Annotated in this window: 1 protein-coding gene; it reads left to right on the forward strand. The window is 42.6% G+C overall.

Annotated elements, in window-relative coordinates; all coding sequences use genetic code 11:
• Nucleotides 1-2007 (forward strand): pullulanase-associated domain-containing protein (locus tag L652_RS0100545; protein WP_024603174.1); only part of this gene is annotated, 2007 nt, incomplete at both ends.

A 2007-nucleotide genomic window follows, 5' to 3' on the forward strand; every position in this document is an offset into this window, starting at 1 on the left:
GGTTTTATTTTATAACCGCTTAGCCGATGACAATTACGAAGGCTACCGATTACATTCGTGGAATAACGATGTGTGTGATGCTTATGCACCACCATTTGATACCAGTGATTGGGCTAAGGGCCATGAATACGATGGTATTGATCCAAACTACGGTGCGTACTGGATAATTAACCTTAAAGAGGGTTATAACGAATGTGCCAATTTTATTATTCATATTGGTACAGAAGGGTCAGGTAAGGCGTTTGGTGATGTGGATTTAACCATGCCGCTGATGCAAGACGATGAAACCTTTCAGCGTATGAACTTTACCATTCATGGCGAGCCTTCGGTGTTTGAATACCCTATATTAAGTTTAGGCGAACGCGCAGTTGCTATAACAGGTGCTTCAGCGCATTGGATTGATTTAAATACTATTTTGTATAAACCAAGTAACGAGTTTACAAGCCTAATTAAGTTACATTCATCAGCTACGGCTGAGCTTGAAGTGGATATTGATACTGGTTTAAACGGCGATACTGTTACGCTGCAATCAAGCAATATAACTGATGAGCAAGCGTCAAAAGTACCGCATTTAACCACCTGGAACGCATACGAAGGAAGTTGGGATACAAGCACTGCCAAAACGCTTATTAAATCGCAGCTTGTTATTGCCGGTTACGATAGTGAAGGTAAGCTTCTAGAAGCAAGCTATGTGCAAACCGCTAAAGCACTCGATGCCCTTTACACGCAAGGCGAAGACGATGCTAATGAAGCTGTGCTGGGTGTAAATTATGGCAATAACGCGATTGATGTCACAGTGTGGGCACCCACCGCTAATAACATGATGCTAAACGTGTTTGATGATGCAAAAACACAAGTGCACTCTACGCCAATGACATTAAATACACAGACAGGTATTTGGCAAGCAAGTTTAGATATGCAATACGACCGCCACTACTACCGCTTTAATTTTGATGTTTACCACCCACTGACTCAGCAAATAGAGTCGCTTTGGAGCACAGACCCTTACTCACTAAATGTATCTACCAATGGTTTATACAGCCAGTTGATTAATTTAGCCGATGAAGACACTAAACCCGAAGGGTGGGATACACGCCTTATTCCTACGGTAGAAAACCCAGAAGATGCGATTATTTACGAGGGCCATGTACGTGACTTTAGTGCGCGCGATAACAGCGTAACAGAGGCTAACCGCGGTAAATACCTTGCATTTACTGAGCTAAATAGTGCTCCTATGCAGCACTTACAAACTTTGGCTCAAAATGGCTTAACGCATTTTCATTTATTACCTATTACTGATATTGGCACCATAGATGAAGACGTAAGTAAGCGTGTAGATATTAGCGATACGCTAGGAGATTTATGTGAGCAAATTAATGATGAAGCCGATGCGTGTAAAACCCAAGATAAAAGCAGCACCATTATTGATTTAATGAGCGGTTATTTACCAGGCTCAGATGACGCACAAGCACTTGCTAATGCTATGCGCAGCTTAGATAGCTTTAACTGGGGTTACGATCCGCATTACTTTATAGCGCCTGAAGGCTCGTACGCCTCAAGCCCAGAGGGCATTGCCCGCGTTAAAGAAACCCGCGCTATGGTGCAATCACTGCAATCTATTGGTCTGCGCGTAGTGCTTGATGTGGTTTATAACCATACAACATCGTCGGGTATTTGGGATAAGTCGGTATTTGACAAACTAGTACCGGGTTACTATCACCGTTATAACGAAGTAAGTGGTGAAATAGAGCGCTCAACGTGTTGTGAAAATACAGCCACAGAGCATGTAATGATGGATAAGTTTGTTAGCGATTCATTAGTTATTTTGGCACGCGAATTTGGTTACGACAGCTTTAGATTTGATGTAATGGGGCATATGCCAAAATCGTCAATTCTTGCAGCACGTGATGCAGTGCAAGCTGTTGATGAAGATAACTACTTTTATGGCGAAGGTTGGGACTTTGGTGAGGTGGCAAATAACCGCTTATTTGTGCAAGCCAAACAAGC

This window comes from Pseudoalteromonas sp. TB25 (genome assembly GCF_000497995.1).
Classification (GTDB): Bacteria; Pseudomonadota; Gammaproteobacteria; order Enterobacterales; family Alteromonadaceae; genus Pseudoalteromonas; species Pseudoalteromonas distincta.